This is a genomic window from Microbacterium sp. Leaf436, from assembly GCF_001424715.1.
Lineage (GTDB): Bacteria > Actinomycetota > Actinomycetes > Actinomycetales > Microbacteriaceae > Microbacterium.
The window spans coordinates 471073-485279 of record NZ_LMRB01000002.1; the positions used below are offsets into that span (position 1 = coordinate 471073).

Here is a 14207-nt window from a genome sequence, read left to right on the forward strand (position 1 = left end):
CCCAGCCTAGCGAGGGGTCCCCCCTCCCTTTTGACCCTCCTCGACAAGAAACGCCGAAAAACGTGTGCGGGAGTCTACGAACGGTTCCACAGGTCCGTCCACGAGCCGCCGAGTTCGCGTACCAGTCGGCGCACGGTCGACAGTGACATCCCGACGACGGTCGACGGGTCGCCCTGCACCTCCCGGATGAACGCGCCCCCCAGGCTGTCGACGGTGAACGCCCCGGCCACCAACAGGGGTTCGCCGCTGGCGACGTAGGCCGCGATCTCGTCGTCGTCGATGTCGTCGGCGAAGGTGACCGAGGCCTCGGCGACGGCGGACGCCTCGGTGGGCGCGGCACCGGGGGAGAGGCGGAACACGCTGTGCCCCGAGTGCAGCACCCCGGTGCGTCCGCGCATCGCGCGCCAGCGCGCGGTCGCCGCCTCCGGCGTGTAGGGCTTGCCGAGGATCTCGTCGCCGAGCTCGAACATCGAGTCGCCCCCGATGACGAAGCCCTCGAAGTCCGGGTCGTCGGCCCACAGGCGCTGAGCGACGTCGGCGGCCTTGCGCCGCGCGAGCAGCAGCACGTGCTCGGCGGCGGGCAGGCGTCGCCCCTCGGCGGCTTCCACCTCGGCGATCACGGCCTCTTCGTCGACCTGCGGCGCGCGCGCCTCGGGTTCGATCCCCGCTTGGCGCAGCAGCATCAGTCGGGCGGGGGAAGTGGATGCCAGGCACACGCGCATGCGTCCACGCTACCCACGTGCGGGCGCACCGCCGGGCGGCACCCGACCCGTCGGGGCCGTCGCAACCGCCCCGCCGTTCGACAGGCTCCCGGTGCTCCGTCCGCGGCGCCGGCCCCGCGCGGTGTCCCGGCGGCATGTGACAGGCTCGGAGGATGCACGACGGCGACCTCATCGATCTCGACATCACCGGTATCGCGCACGGCGGCGTCTTCGTCGGGCGGCACGAGGGGCGCGTGGTGTTCGTCTCCGACACCCTGCCCGGCGAGCGCGTGCGCGCGCGCGTCACCGACACGCGCAAGAAGGCGTTCTGGCGTGCCGAGGCCGTCGAGGTGCTCGACGCCGCAGCCGACCGGCGACCGCACGTGTGGGCGGCGGCCGACATCGACGTCGATCCGGCAGAGCGTCCCGGCGGTGCGGAGTTCGGGCACATCGCCCTCGAGCACCAGCGCGCGCTGAAGGAGCGGGTCATCCGCGAGTCCCTGGAGCGCGTGGGTCGCCTCGACCTCCCGGTCGAGGTGCGTTCCGCCGGCGATGACGCCGACCCCGAGTCCGCCGACGGCACGGGATGGCGCACCCGCGTGAGCCTGCACGTCGACGAGAGCGGCCGCGTCGGCGCGTACGCCGCCCGTTCGCATCGCGTGATCGAGACGCCCGACCTGCCCCTCGCCACCGCCGAGGTCGCCCGCGCCGCCGCCGCCCTGCGGGGGAGTGAGCCGGGTCGCATCGATCTCGTCCAGCCGGCCGACGGCCGCGTCCGGGTGCTCGTGCGACCCGACGGCGTGAAATCGCGTCCCGCGCCCGAGGTCGTCGAGGAGCGCGTGGGGGATCGCGTGTTCCGCGTCGACGCCGGCGGCTTCTGGCAGGTGCATCGCCTCGCGGCGCGCACCCTCACCTCGCTGGTCTCCGAAGAGATCGCGGCCATCGGCGGCCTCGACCCCGAGGCGCTGCACCTCGACCTGTACGGCGGGGTCGGCCTGTTCGCCGCCACCCTCGGCGATCTCGGTGGCCCCTCGACGCGTGTCGTCAGCGTGGAGTCCGACCCGCGCGCCACCGAGCACGCGGGCGAGAACCTGGCCGAGTGGATCGGTGCGCGCGCCGAGACGGCTCGCGCCGACCGCTTCGTCGCCAAGCTCGCCGCCGACGCCTCGGAGCGCGAACGCGAGCGCCTCGGGCGCGGCGTGGTGCTGCTCGACCCGCCGCGCGCGGGGGCGGGCCGCGAGGTCGTCGAGGGCATCGCCGCCCTGGCCCCCTCGACGGTGGTCTACGTCGCGTGCGACCCGGTGGCCCTGGCCCGCGATCTGTCGACATTCGCCGACCTGGGGTATCGCGCCGATCGCGGAATCCGCGGCGTCGACCTGTTCCCCCACTCGCATCACGTCGAAGCGGTGGCCGTTCTTCGCCGATGACCCGCCGATCGGCGGGTCTGCAAGCCCTCGCACGGCACCTCCGCATGGATACGATGAACCAATGACGCGCGTCGCCCTCATCGATGATCACGAGTCGGTCCGGCTCGGACTCGAAGCCGCACTGACGCGCACCGAAGCCACCGATGTGGTCTTCTCCGGCGCGAACGTCTCGTCCTACCTCGCCTGGCGTCGCGCGTCGGCCACGTCGCCGGCCGATGTCGTCGTCCTCGACCTCACCCTCGGCGATGGCACGACGGTGTCCGAGAACGTCGACCGCGTCGTGCGCGACGGATCCAGCGTCATCATCCACAGCGTCGCCGATCGCGCCGCCGCGGTGCGCGAGGCGCTCGCCGCGGGAGCGGCCGGCATCGTGAGCAAGTCGTCTCCGACGCACGAGGTCCTGGGCGCCATCGCGGTGGTCGCCCGCGGCGAACTGCTCGACAACGTCGAGTGGGCCAGCGCGGTCGAGGGCGACCGCGAGTTCGCCGACGCTCAGCTGTCGGCGCGTGAGCGCGAGGTCCTGCGGCTGTACGCGGCCGGATTGCCGCTCAAAGCCGTCGCAGAGCGGCTCGGAGTGGCGTACTCGACCGCGAAAGAGAACATCACGCGCGTGCGGGTGAAGTACGTCGAGGTCGGACGCCCGGCGCCGACCAAGGTCGACCTGCTGCGGCGGGCCATGGAAGACGGCATCCTGCACGACGCGCCCGACGCCCCCGCGGGCCATGGGTGAGAACGACCGGTCGGTCCTGGACGAAGCGTGGGGACGCATCCCCCACACTCGTGAGGTCCAAGCCGACACGGGTTCCTTCACGCAGACCCGCATCGAGCGGGTCCTCACGATCATCGTGGGGCCGGCGTCCCTCGTCCTGGGGGCTCAGGCGTTCGTCGCCGCGTTCGTCCCGGGCGACGAGGCCGCGGGATGGCATCTGCCCCTCGTCATCGGCGTGTTCGTCCCGCTCGTCGCCATGATCGTGGCGTGCGCGGTGGGGCGTTTCGCCCGCACGTTCTCGGGGATCTTCGCCGTTCTCTTCCTGGTCGCGCTCGCGCTCTGGCCGGTGGCCACGGCCGGCGGCCCGACCCCCGTGCCCACCGAGAACCCGTGGATCTTCTACCTCGTCAACGTCGCCACGGTCGCCGCGGTCGTGGCCTTCCCGCTGCCGTTCCAGATCGCGTGGACGCTCGCCGCACCCCTGCTGTTCGGCGTCGTGCGGCTGGTGCAGGCCGGCGGGCGGCCCGAGTTCATCGTGCCGATCCTGCTCGACGTGTCGTTCGCGCTGATCCTCGGCAGCGTGCTGCTCACCCTGGCGTGGATGTACCGCTCGATCGCGGCCAACGTCGACCAGGCGCGCACGCTCGCGGTGTCGAGCTACGCGACCGCGGCGGCCACCGCCGCCAGCGAGCACGAGCGCATCGCGGTGGCGGCCCTGATGCACGACAGCGTGCTGGGGGCTCTGCTGGCCGCGGAGCGCGCCGGCACCCCGCGGGAGCGGACCCTCGCGGTCAGCATGGCGCGTGAGGCTCTCACGCGTCTGGCCAACGCCGAGAAGGACGCCCTCGAGGGCAGCGACGAGCCGGTCCCCGCCTCGAGGCTCGCCGACGACATCGAGATCGCCGCGCGCGACCTGGGTGTGGAGATCGAGGTGGCGCGCCGCGTCGAGGAGGGCACTCCCCGCGTGCCCGGACGCGTGGCCCGTGCGCTCGTGCTCGCGGCGATGCAGGCCGTCGCGAACGCCGTGCAGCACGCCGACGCGCAGGGGCTGACCGTCCAGCTCACCGGTGATGCCGCGCCCGGAGGCGTCGCCGTGCGCGTGCGCGACTCCGGAGGCGGATTCGTGCTCGACTCGATCCAGCCCGATCGTCTCGGCATCCGGGGCTCGATCATCGCCCGCCTGACGGCGGTCGGGGGACGCAGTGACATTGAGTCGGGTCCGACGGGCACCACCGTCACGCTCGAGTGGGAGAGCGGTGACCGCTGGTGACCGTCCGTTCCATCCTCTCGGGGATCGCCCTCGCATTCACCGCCTATCTCGCGGCGCGCGGTCTGCTGTGGACCGAGCCCGACACCGTCGAACGCGGGTGGCTGATCGTGGCCGCGCTCGTGTTGTACCTGCCGGTGACGTGGCTGTGGGTCTTCGCGATCGGCACGGGCACCCCCGAGCAGTCCGCCGAACCCCGGGTGGCGCGGCGCGTGCCCAACTGGGGCGTGGCGCTGGCGATGCTGGCGGCCGTCGTCGTCCCCAACGCGACCTTCTTCGCGGTGACCGAGGCGGGCCGGACGCAACCGTTCGTGACCTGGGTGATCGGCGCCATCGGCGCGTTGATGACCATCATCATGATCCGTCGGCGTCCGATCGTCGCGTGGGTCGGCATGGCGGTGCTCACCCTGTCGGCGTCGTTCTGGCTCGGACCCCTCGCCGCCTTCAGCCTGGGTCTCGTCGGCTCGCTGGTCTGGGTCGCCGCCGCCCAGCTCGTGATGATCGCTCTGGATCGCACGGCCCGCGACGCCGACCATCTCGCGGAGCTGCAGCAGGCCGCGTCGGCCTGGCAGGCTTCGCAGAGCGGCCGGCAGCGGGAACGTCGTATCCACGTGCAGCGGGCGTTGCAGGCGGCCGGCCCCGTGCTGGCCCGCACCATCGAGTCGGGGGGCAACCTCCGGCCGTCCGACAAGGCCGCCGCGCGCCGCGCCGAGGCCAGCCTCCGCGACGAGCTGCGCGGCACACGCCTGCTCGACGACGGCGTCCGCGCCGAGATCGACGCTGCGCGCCGGCGCGGGGCCGTGGTGAACCTCTTCGACGAGGGTGGGCTCGCGGGGCTCGGCGCGGCCGACCTCGACGACATCCGCACGGAACTGGCATCCGTCCTCAGCGATGCCGTCTCGGAGCGCCTGATCATCCGCACGTCGCCGCACCACGAGGTGGCGGTGACGGTCGTCGGGCGCTCCCGCGGCGAGGGCGGCTCCGGCGACGACGATGAGGTCGACCTCTGGCGGGAGATCCGCCGACCCCGCTGACAGCCGGGGCCGGGGGCTGAGGGGGGAACCGCCGACGCACGTGCACCGAGAAGACCGAGGGGTGAGGGGCGGCGTGATCGCCGACCCCTCACCCGGGCGGACAGTTACCCGAAAACTGCCCGCAAAGCCGGAACCGGCTCTCAGAGCGGTCCGACCGAACGCATGATGCGTTCCAGCTCCTCCAGTATTCGACAGTTGTCCCACCGTCGTCTGTAGGCATTTCGGGGGACACTTCCGAGGTTCAGGCGGTGAATCCGTTCCAGCCGGCGATGCGGTCGAGCGGCCGGCGCAGCCCGCGCGCCGAGAGCTCCCACCGCGAGCGCGTCGCGGTCTCGGGCACCGTGGCGTCGGCCACCTCGCGCAGGTAGGCCTCGCTGACCACGACGACCGCCGCAGCCAGCTCCTCTTCGGTGGGGGTGCCGCGGACGACCTCGGCAACGGCGCGCGGTGCGCCGGGGTCGATCCCGGCGTCGGTGCTCGGCCGGCTCACAGCGGGATGTTCCCGTGCTTCTTGGCGGGCAGGCTCGCGCGCTTGTTGCGCAGGGCCCGCAGGGCCTTGGCGATCGACACGCGCGTCTGCGCCGGTTCGATGATCCCGTCGAGCTCGCCGCGTTCGGCGGCGAGGAACGGCGATGCCACGTTGTACGTGTATTCGTTGGCCAGGCGCGTGCGCACGGCGGCGACGTCTTCGCCGGCCTCTTCGGCGCGCTTGATCTCGCCGCGGTACAGGATGTTGACCGCGCCCTGACCGCCCATGACGGCGATCTCGGCGGTGGGCCAGGCGAGGTTGATGTCGGCGCCGAGCTGCTTCGAGCCCATGACGATGTAGGCCCCGCCGTAGGCCTTGCGCAGGATCACCGTCACCAGCGGCACGGTGGCCTCGGCGTAGGCGTACAGCAGCTTCGCACCGCGGCGGATGACGCCGGTCCACTCCTGGTCGGTGCCGGGGAGGTAGCCGGGGACGTCGACGAGGGTGACGATGGGGATCGAGAACGCGTCGCAGAAGCGCACGAACCGGCTGGCCTTCTCGCCGGCGTCGATGTTGAGGGTGCCCGCCATCTGCGACGGCTGGTTGGCGATGATGCCGACCGTGCGTCCCTCGATGCGGCCGAAGCCGATCACGATGTTCGGGGCGAACAGCGGCTGCACCTCGAGGAAGTCGGCGCCGTCGACGAGCCCGGAGATGACCGTGTGGATGTCGTACGGCTGGTTGGGGGAGTCGGGGATGACCGTGTTGAGCGAGCGATCGGCATCGGTCGTCTCGAACTCGAACGGGGTGTCGTACACCGGGATCTCGGCGAGGTTGTTGTCGGGGAGGTAGCCGATGAGGCTCCGCGCGTAGTCGATCGCGTCGTCCTCGTCGTCGGCGAGGTAGTGCGCGACGCCCGAGCGGGTGTTGTGCGTGTGCGCGCCGCCGAGCTCTTCCATCCCGACGTCCTCGCCGGTGACGGTCTTGATCACGTCGGGACCGGTGACGAACATCTGGCTGGTCTTGTCGACCATGATGACGAAGTCGGTGAGGGCGGGGGAGTACACGGCCCCTCCGGCGGCGGGGCCCATGATGAGCGAGATCTGCGGGATGACGCCCGAGGCCGCGGTGTTCAGGCGGAAGATCTCGCCGTACTTGCCGAGGGCCACGACGCCCTCCTGGATGCGCGCTCCGCCGGAGTCCAGGATGCCGATGATCGGGATGCCGCTGCGCAGGGCCAGCTCCATCACCTTGATGATCTTGTCGCCGGCGACCTCGCCGAGCGACCCGCCGAAGGTCGAGAAGTCCTGCGCGTACACCGCGACGGTGCGGCCGTGGATGGTGCCGGTGCCGGTGACGACCGAGTCGCCGTAGGGGCGGGACTTGTCCATGCCGAAGGCGGTGGTGCGGTGGCGGACGTACTCGTCGAGTTCGACGAACGAGCCGGGGTCGACCAGCATCTCGAGGCGCTCGCGCGCGGTGAGCTTGCCCTTCGCGTGCTGCTTGTCGCGGGCGGCGGCTTCGGCGTCGACGACCGCCTCCTGGAACCTGGTGCGCAGGTCCGCGATCTTGCCGGCGGTGGTGAAGAGATCGGGCTGGTCGGTCACGCTTTCCACCCTAGCGACCGCGACGGCACCGGCGTTGGAGGGTACGCACAAGCGAAACCGCGGGGTGCTGTGGCATCCGTCCACCGCCGTCCCTGCCCGGTGACGCGCCGAGGCGCAAGACGGGTGCCCCGATCCGGCGGGATCCCTAGGGTGTGGTGCATGGCGATTCCCTCAGACGGTTACCCGCGCACCGCGGCCCGGAGCCCCCGTGTCCAGGTGGTCGAGACCACCGACTCCACGAACGCCGACGTCGTCGCCGCGGTCACGCACGATCCGGCCGGATGGCCCCATCTGTCGCTGCTGGTGACGGACGACCAGCGCGCGGGGCGCGGGCGGCTGGACCGGTCGTGGACGGCGCCGGCGGGGACCGCGCTCGCGGTGTCGCTGGTGGTCGACGCCTCGACGATCCCCCTCGCGCTGCGCGGCTGGGTGCCGCTCGCGGCGGGCGCCGCGATGACGCGGGCGATCCGTACCCAGCTGACCGGTCACGGGGGCACCGCCGAGCTCAAGTGGCCGAACGACGTCCTCGTCGACGGCGGCAAGATCTGCGGCATCCTGGCCGAGGCCGTGCCGGGGACCTTCGACACGGTCGTGGTCGGCGCGGGGATCAACACGCGCATGAGCCGTGCCGATCTGCCGGTGACCACGGCCACCTCGTTCGCCGCGATCGGTGCCGAGTGCGACGACGACCGGCTGCTCTCCGATTATGTCGAGCACTTCGACGAGCTGCTGTCGCACCTGTCGTCGGGAGGAGCCGAGCGCGTGCACCGCGACATCGAGAAGCTGTGCACGACGATCGGGCGCGAGGTCACGGTCTCGCTTCCCGACGGAACGAGCGTGCGGGGGCGCGCGTCGCGCCTCGACGGGGATGGTCGCCTGGTCGTCGAATCCGGAACGATCGAGACGATCGTCTCGGCCGGCGACGTCGTCCACGTGCGCTGACGGGCACGTGCGCCGACGGGCACGCGCGCCGACGGACGTGAGGGCGCACGGGCGATGACCCCGCCGCCGTTCCGCGTGTGCGACGGGTCTGACGCGGCTCACGCCGCACAATGAGAACGTGACCCAGCCGACCAGCTCGATCGGGCGCCCGCGCACGCCGGCGCCGGGCACCGCCGCGCCGGAACTGCGCATCGCGCGACTGCGGGCCCACGCGCGGCGTCTGACGTGGTCGGGCCTCGTCCTGATCGCGGTCGCGGGGGCGACGGCCTACTTCTACGACAACCTCCCGGCGCCGTACGAGAACTGGATGCTGCTGACGACGGCCGGGGCGCTCGTTCTGCTGCTCGTGGTCATCCCGTTCCTCGTCTGGCTCTCGCACACCTGGACCATCACGACGCGCCGGGTGATCGAACGCTCGGGACCGTTCGGGGCGAACCACCGCGAGATCTCGCACGTGCGGGGCTACGCGATCCAGATGCGGCGCGGCATCCTGCAGCGCCTGTGGGGCGCGGGCACCCTGTCGCTGTCGAACGGCGTGGAGCCGGCGCTGCGCATGAAGAACATCCCGAACGCGGTGCTCGTGCACGAGACCCTCGTCGACCAGGTCGAGGTCAACCAGATCCTGGCGCACCGCGATTCGCAGACGTTCGGCTCGGGCTCGGTCGACGTCTGACCCGAGCGGCGCCTCCCGGAGTGGGCGGCATCCGGCTCGCGCCCCCGTGACGGGCCCGACAGAATGGATGCCGACGGAAGGAGCGGCATGGTGCTGCGAGTCGGAGTGGTCGGTGGCGGACAGCTGGCGCGGATGATGATCGCGCCCGCCGTGGAGCTGGGGCTCGAGATCCGCGTTCTCGCCGAAGACGAGGGGATGTCCGCGGCGCTGGCGGCGACCGCCGTGGGCGACTACCGCGACGTCGACACCGTGCTGGCGTTCGCGCGCGACGTCGACGTGATCACCTTCGACCACGAGCACGTGCCGCAGGACGTCCTGGCCGCCCTCGTCGATGCCGGTGTCGCCGTGCACCCGGGTCCCGCCCCCCTGGGGGTGGCGCAGGACAAGCTCGTCATGCGTCGACGCATGGCCGAGCTCGGCCTCCCGCAGCCCGAGTGGGCGGCCGTCTCCGACGCCGCCGACCTGCAGTCCTTCCTCGACGACCACGGCGGTCGCGCGGTGGTGAAGACCCCGCGCGGCGGGTACGACGGCAAGGGCGTACGCGTCGTGTCGGCCGCGACCGAGGCCGACGACTGGTTCGCCGCCCTGGCCGAGGACGGCAACGGGGGCTCGCTCCTGGTCGAGGAACTCGTCGACTTCACCCGCGAGCTCGCGCAGCAGGTGGCGCGGCGTCCGTCGGGCGAGGTGCGCGCCTACCCGATCGTCGAGACCGTGCAGCGCGGCGGCGTCTGCGCCGAGGTGCTCGCCCCGGCCCCCCGCGCGGCCGACCGGGTGCAGCGCGTCGCCGCCGAGATCGGCGTCGCCGTGGCCGAAGGGCTGGGGGTCACGGGCATGCTCGCGGTCGAGCTGTTCGAGACCACCGACGAGCGCATCCTCATCAACGAGCTCGCGATGCGCCCGCACAACAGCGGGCACTGGACGCAGGACGGGGCGGTCACCAGCCAGTTCGAGCAGCACCTGCGCGCGGTTCTCGACCTGCCGCTGGGGTCCACGGATGCCATCGCCCCGTGGTCCGTCATGATCAACGTGCTCGGCGGTCCCGTGGACGGCACCCTCGAGGAGCGCTTCGCGCCGGCCATGGCCGCCCACCCGTCGGCGAAGATCCACACCTACGGCAAGGCTCCCCGGCCGGGTCGCAAGGTGGGGCACGTCACCGTCATCGGCGACGACCTCGACGATGTGGTCTACGAGGCGCGCGGCGCCGCGGCGTTCTTCGACTGAGCCCGCGCTCGCGCGCCGTTCCGGCTTCTTCCAGCGAGCCGCCCTACCCTGGACCGGTGACCCGGCCGCTGCATTCCTCCGAGACGCCCGTGGTCGGCGTCGTCATGGGCTCCGACTCCGACTGGCGCGTGATGAGCGACGCCTCTCAGATGCTCACCGAGTTCGGCATCCCCCACGAGGTGGAGGTCGTCTCGGCGCACCGCACCCCCGACAAGCTCATGCGCTACGGCCGCGAGGCCCGCGGCCGGGGGCTGCGCGCGATCATCGCGGGCGCCGGAGGCGCCGCGCACCTGCCGGGGATGCTCGCCTCGGTCACCGCCCTGCCGGTCATCGGCGTCCCGGTGCAGCTGGCGACCCTCGACGGCCTCGACTCCCTGCTGAGCATCGTGCAGATGCCCGCCGGCATCCCGGTGGCGACGGTCTCGATCAACGGGGCGAAGAACGCGGGGCTGCTCGCCGCGCGCATCCTGGGCACCTCCGACGACGCGGTGGCCGATCGGATCGAGTCGTACGCCCGCGACCTCGAGGCCCAGGTCGAAGAGAAGAACCGCCGCTTGAAGGACTCCCTGTGAGCGTGGCGGCCCCGCCGCGCCCCCGCCGGCAGGCGCCGCTCATCGAGTCGCGCCCGCTGCGCAACCCCGATGCCTCCGATCTCTCCGTGATGACCCGCCGCGGCTGGTGGCTCGTCGTGATGAACTTCCTCGTGCCGGGGTCGGCCCAAGTGCTCGCCGGTAACCGCCGCCTGGGGCGCATCGGCCTCGGCGCGACCCTCGCGATGTGGGCGATCCTCGTGCTCACCGCCGTCGGTGCGGCGCTCTGGCCGAGCGGATTCTTCGCCCTGGCGACGGGCTCGTTCATCCCCGAGTTCCTGTCGTGGTTTCGCCCGCTGCCGCTCACCCTCGTGCAGATCGCCCTGATGGCCTACGTCGTGCTGTGGGTCGTGCTCACGATCGACACCCTGCGTCTGGTGCGCCTGGTCAAGGTCGGGCCCGTGGCGAGGATCGGCATGACGATCGTCTCGGTCGGCCTGCTCGTGCTCTCGGGCTCGGGGGCGGCGTGGGCCGCGCAGACTGCGGGCGCCACGCGCGACGCGTTCGCCGACATCTTCTCGCAGTCGGCGCCCGTCGTGCCGCCGTCCGACGGGTACTACAACATCCTCCTCCTCGGCGCCGACTCCGGCGAGGGGCGCGACTCCATGCGCTTCGACAGCATCTCGGTGGTCTCGGTCAACGCCACCACCGGCGCGACGACCATCACCGGCATCCCGCGCGACATGCCGGGCTTCCCCTTCGCTCCGGGCCCGATGCAGGACGAGTACCCCAACGGCCACGAGGGCAAGTTCGACCCGACCTGCGGGTGGGGGAGCGGCATCAATCAGCTGCGCACCGAGGTCGAGGTGTGCCAGGACGGCAACGCGCTGTACCCGAACGCCGTGTCGCAGGGCTCCGAGCCCGGCATCGAGGCCACGAAAGACGCGGCGGAGGGCATCCTCGGCATCCAGATCCCGTACTACGTGCTCATCGACATGAAGGGCTTCGCCGACGTCATCGACGCGCTCGGCGGAATCGACATCACCGTCAACGAGCGCCTGCCCAAGGGCGGCCCCGCCTACGACGGGCAGCCCGTCGACGACTGGGCGTTCGGCTGGGTCGAAGCGGGCGCGCAGCACATGGACGGCGACACCGCCCAGTGGTTCGCCCGTTCGCGCTACACGACCAGCGACTTCGACCGCATGGGTCGCCAGCGGCAGCTGCAAGAGGCGATCCTCGCCCAGTTCACGCCGCAGAACGTGCTCTCGCACTTCCAGGAGGTCGCGAAGGCGGGAACGAACGTCGTCGAGACCGACCTTCCGCAGGGCCTCATCGCCCCCACGCTCGTCGACCTCGCGCTGAAGGCCAAGGGACAGCCCGTCGGCACGCTGGAGCTGACCCCCGAGGGCGGCGTCGACGAGTTCGACCCCGACTACGCCCAGGTGCAGCAGATGGTGCGCGACAGACTGCACCCGCCGACCGAGACGGAAAGCCCCACCCCATGACCGTCACCCTGCGCGTCGTCCTCGACCAACTCGTCTCGCCGACCTCGCGCGACCTCGCGGAGGCCTCGGCGTCTCTCACCCAGGCGCTCGTCGACACCGCCCCGCGCGGCTGCGACGTGGCGTCGATCGTCCCCGCGCCCGGGCTGCCCGACGACGTCGGCGTGACCGGGCTCACCTCCGAGACGCGCCTGGCCGTGCGCCGTCGCGAGCTCGCGACCTCGTGGCAGCTCGGGGTCGCCCCCGGGATCGGCAAGGGTCTCATCCACTCGCCGACCGCCCTCGCCCCCCTCGTGCGCCACGACCGCGTCAACGAGACGCACCAGATCGTGGTGACCCTGTGGGATCTGCGCGCCTGGGAGACGCCCGACGAGCTGCCCAAGGCCGAGATCCTCGCGAGCCGCGCCCTGCTCTCGCGCGTCGCCAAGCACGCCGACGCCGTCGTGGTTCCCACCCACGCGATGGCCGAGCGTCTCGCCGAGGTCGCCAAATCCAAGCTCGTGCAGAAGGTGCGCGTCATCGGCGGCGCCCCCGCCGCGGGCCTGCGCGTTCCCTCGGATGCCGTGGGACGCCTGCGCGCGCTCGATCTGCCCCTGTCGTTCCTCGCCGCCGCCGGAGGTGCCGCCGCCTCGGACGGACTCGCCGAGGTGTTCTCGGCCGTCGTCGCCTCGGGCTGGGAGGGCGACGTCGTGGTGTTGGACGTCCCCGAGGGGGAGGAACCGGCGATCGCCGACATCGCGGCGGCGGCGGGTCTCGCCGAGGCCCGCGTGCACGCGCGCGGCTCCCTCGACCGCTGGGACCGCGCGGCGGTGCTCTCGCACGCCGCGGCCTTCGTCACCGCGTGCGGACGCACCGATTGGCCGTGGCGCACGGTCGACGCGCTCGCCGTGGGCGTGCCGATCGTCGCCCTCGACACCCCGGTGCACCGCGAGGTGCTCGCCGACGCCGCGGTCTTCGCGGCCGCCGACGAGCTGGGCGCGGCCGTGGCACGGGCCATCGCAGAAGACGCCGACCGACTGCGGGTCCTCGCCGGCGACCGGGCGAAGGGCTTCGCCTGGGAGGCCTGCGCCGACCGGGTCTGGGCCCTGCACGCCGAGTTGTGACCGCAGCGGACGACAGCGCGACGGCCCCCTAAGCTCGGACGCATGCCTGCACCCGTCGGGATCGTCGTCCGCACCCGTCAGCGTCCCGGATTCCTCCGGCGGGCGTTGACCGACATCGCCGCCCAGACCGAGACCGAGTGGCGTCTCGTCGTCGTCAACGACGGGGGAGACCCCGCCGAGGTCGACGCGATCGTCGCCGCCGCGGAGCTCGGCGATCGCGTCGACGTCATCCACATCGCCCCGGGAGACGGAGGGCGGTGCGCGGCGGCGAACGCCGGCATCCGCTCCCTGCGCACCGACTACGTCGTGCTGCACGACGACGACGACCGGTGGCATCCGGAGTTCCTCGCCCGCACCGGTGCCTGGCTCGACGCGCACCCCGACCAGGCGGCCGTCTCGGCGGCGACCGAGATCGTCTACGAAGAGAACCGCGGCGGCGCGTGGGTCGAGGTCGGCCGGGCCCCCTTCTGGGCGGGCATGACGCGGATCTCACTCGGCGAGATGATGTCGGTCAACCGCGCGGTGCCCATCTCGTTCGTCTACCGCCGTGCGCTGCACGACGAGGTGGGTGGGTACGACGAGACCCTCGACGCCGTCGAGGACTGGGACTTCTACCTGCGCATCCTGCGCGGGCACGACATCGGCTTCCTCGGCGGGGAGCCCCTGGCCTTCTGGACGCAGCGCCCCGACTCCGTCGGGCTCGACGCCAACAGCATGTTCGGCCTGGCCGCCGAGCACGCCCGCGACGACGCCGTCGTGCGCGACCGCGCCCTCGCCGAGTGGGTGCAGCGGGAGGGGGCCGGTCTGCCGCTGTACATGTCGGCCCTGCAGGCCCAGTTGAGCGCTCAGCTCGACGGCGTCGCGGAGCGTCTGCGGGCCGAGATCCGCGACGATCTGCGGCGCGAGATCGACGCGCACCAGCCGGTTCTCTCGCGCCTGCGGGGGTGGCGCCGCCGCCTCGGGCGTCGGTAACGGCCGCTTACCGATTCCACGCAATATTCCCATCCGTCACTCAAGCCACG

14 protein-coding genes are annotated in these 14207 nt (G+C 72.2%); 11 read left to right on the top strand and 3 right to left on the bottom strand.

What is annotated here, in order from left to right:
• Positions 1 to 74: 74 nt before the first annotated feature.
• A complete protein-coding gene (locus ASG45_RS06500; protein ID WP_055834419.1) occupies positions 75 to 722 on the bottom strand; it encodes a Maf family protein in 648 nt (215 codons plus the stop codon).
• A 152-nt stretch (positions 723 to 874) separates the two neighbouring features.
• Between ASG45_RS06500 and ASG45_RS06505 the strand changes: the two genes are divergently transcribed.
• The 4 genes from ASG45_RS06505 to ASG45_RS06520 all read left to right on the top strand — a co-directional run bounded on the left by ASG45_RS06505 (position 875) and on the right by ASG45_RS06520 (position 5138).
• Positions 875 to 2128, top strand: a complete 1254-nt coding sequence (locus ASG45_RS06505; RefSeq protein WP_055834421.1) for a class I SAM-dependent RNA methyltransferase — start codon at positions 875 to 877, stop codon at positions 2126 to 2128.
• Positions 2129 to 2189: 61 nt separating this feature from the next.
• On the top strand, positions 2190 to 2858 hold the full coding sequence (locus ASG45_RS06510; protein ID WP_055834424.1) for a response regulator transcription factor: 669 nt from the start codon (positions 2190 to 2192) through the stop codon (positions 2856 to 2858).
• Entirely contained in the window at positions 2851 to 4107 is a 1257-nt protein-coding gene (locus ASG45_RS06515; protein ID WP_055834427.1) for a sensor histidine kinase, read from the top strand. Before ASG45_RS06510 ends, ASG45_RS06515 begins: the two co-directional genes overlap by 8 nt.
• Positions 4104 to 5138: a hypothetical protein gene (locus tag ASG45_RS06520; protein ID WP_082509295.1), complete on the top strand. Its 1035-nt coding sequence runs from the start codon at positions 4104 to 4106 to the stop codon at positions 5136 to 5138. The genes ASG45_RS06515 and ASG45_RS06520 overlap by 4 nt, the downstream gene beginning before the upstream one ends.
• Positions 5139 to 5379: 241 nt before the next feature.
• Here the strand turns inward: ASG45_RS06520 and ASG45_RS06525 are convergent, their stop codons facing one another.
• Positions 5380 to 5628, bottom strand: a complete 249-nt coding sequence (locus ASG45_RS06525; protein WP_055834433.1) for an acyl-CoA carboxylase epsilon subunit — start codon at positions 5626 to 5628, stop codon at positions 5380 to 5382.
• A complete protein-coding gene (locus tag ASG45_RS06530; protein ID WP_191926318.1) occupies positions 5625 to 7214 on the bottom strand; it encodes an acyl-CoA carboxylase subunit beta in 1590 nt (529 codons plus the stop codon). Before ASG45_RS06530 ends, ASG45_RS06525 begins: the two co-directional genes overlap by 4 nt.
• Before the next feature lie 159 nt (positions 7215 to 7373).
• Between ASG45_RS06530 and ASG45_RS06535 the strand changes: the two genes are divergently transcribed.
• The 7 genes from ASG45_RS06535 (at position 7374) to ASG45_RS06565 (ending at position 14157) form a co-directional block, all read left to right on the top strand.
• Positions 7374 to 8156 carry a biotin--[acetyl-CoA-carboxylase] ligase gene (locus ASG45_RS06535; RefSeq protein ID WP_055834439.1) on the top strand — a complete coding sequence of 261 codons (783 nt, stop codon included), beginning with the start codon at positions 7374 to 7376 and terminating at the stop codon, positions 8154 to 8156.
• A gap of 118 nt (positions 8157 to 8274) precedes the next feature.
• Complete coding sequence (locus ASG45_RS06540) at positions 8275 to 8829, top strand: PH domain-containing protein (protein WP_055834442.1); 555 nt, start codon at positions 8275 to 8277, stop codon at positions 8827 to 8829.
• A gap of 87 nt (positions 8830 to 8916) precedes the next feature.
• On the top strand, positions 8917 to 10050 hold the full coding sequence (locus ASG45_RS06545) for a 5-(carboxyamino)imidazole ribonucleotide synthase (RefSeq protein WP_055834445.1): 1134 nt from the start codon (positions 8917 to 8919) through the stop codon (positions 10048 to 10050).
• A 104-nt stretch (positions 10051 to 10154) separates the two neighbouring features.
• Positions 10155 to 10622: a 5-(carboxyamino)imidazole ribonucleotide mutase gene (gene purE, locus ASG45_RS06550; RefSeq protein WP_055835907.1), complete on the top strand. Its 468-nt coding sequence runs from the start codon at positions 10155 to 10157 to the stop codon at positions 10620 to 10622.
• Positions 10619 to 12085 (top strand): LCP family glycopolymer transferase, encoded by a 1467-nt coding sequence (locus tag ASG45_RS06555; RefSeq protein WP_055834448.1) that lies wholly within the window; start codon positions 10619 to 10621, stop codon positions 12083 to 12085. The genes purE and ASG45_RS06555 overlap by 4 nt, the downstream gene beginning before the upstream one ends.
• On the top strand, positions 12082 to 13185 hold the full coding sequence (locus tag ASG45_RS06560; RefSeq protein ID WP_055834450.1) for a hypothetical protein: 1104 nt from the start codon (positions 12082 to 12084) through the stop codon (positions 13183 to 13185). Before ASG45_RS06555 ends, ASG45_RS06560 begins: the two co-directional genes overlap by 4 nt.
• 42 nt (positions 13186 to 13227) lie before the next feature.
• Positions 13228 to 14157, top strand: coding sequence for a glycosyltransferase family A protein (locus tag ASG45_RS06565; protein WP_055834452.1), 930 nt, complete (start codon positions 13228 to 13230; stop codon positions 14155 to 14157).
• Positions 14158 to 14207 lie beyond the last annotated feature (50 nt).